Source organism: Lactobacillus delbrueckii subsp. delbrueckii DSM 20074 = JCM 1012, from assembly GCF_001433875.1.
GTDB classification, from domain to species: Bacteria; Bacillota; Bacilli; order Lactobacillales; family Lactobacillaceae; genus Lactobacillus; species Lactobacillus delbrueckii.
This window is the reverse complement of record NZ_AZCR01000111.1, coordinates 1-640: the sequence shown is the minus strand read 5'-3', so window position 1 is coordinate 640 and position 640 is coordinate 1. Positions and strand designations below refer to the sequence as shown.

The window sequence follows — 640 nt, the reverse complement described above, 5'->3', positions numbered from 1 at the left end:
TTTCTTATAGTTGAGACCAGATCCAACGTCTTGAATGATCTTAAACTGATAGCCATTGACTTCGCAATATCTGGACACTACATCCTTCTGCCTTTGGAGATCTTCTTTTTGATGGCCAGAAGAAACCCGGCAATAGCCGATGGTCAGCAGCTTCTTAGGCTTAGCTACTTTCATATTGCCTTGCAGAAGCTCATCTAGCATTTCTTTAGTGTAGCGACGTTGATTGGAGGCAGTTCTAAGCGGCGTAATCAGTCCTTCAGCTTCCCAATTGCGGAGAGTTGACTTGGCAACGTTAAGATACTCAGCTGCTTTTGATATGGACATGTATTCGCTCATCGTTTCTTCCTTCCAATCTTTTGATACCGGTATTATATCAAGAATTGGTAAGAAAAATTACTATTTAGTACTGGATGAAATTAATGCTTTTTAACAGTCACAACCTTTCAGCGCTGTAGAAAATGCCTTAAGTAGATGGGCCATAAGCAACTAACAGCAGGTAAGAGAGGGGATTACAGGCGATTATTAGTAAACAGATAAATAGAGAGTAAAGATTTTAAAGACGCCAATTGCAAGAATAAATTGAACACTTACCATAACATCTAGCAGATTTTGACTATCTACGCCGGTAAATGCGGTCAAG

The 640-nt window shown here is 39.8% G+C and carries 1 protein-coding gene; it reads right to left on the bottom strand.

Annotated features, from left to right (window positions below; translation table 11 throughout):
• Positions 1-336, bottom strand: a 336-nt coding sequence (locus FD23_RS08635; RefSeq protein ID WP_155515447.1) for a MerR family DNA-binding transcriptional regulator, incomplete at its 3' end; no start/stop codon positions are given.
• Positions 337-640: the final 304 nt, after the last annotated feature.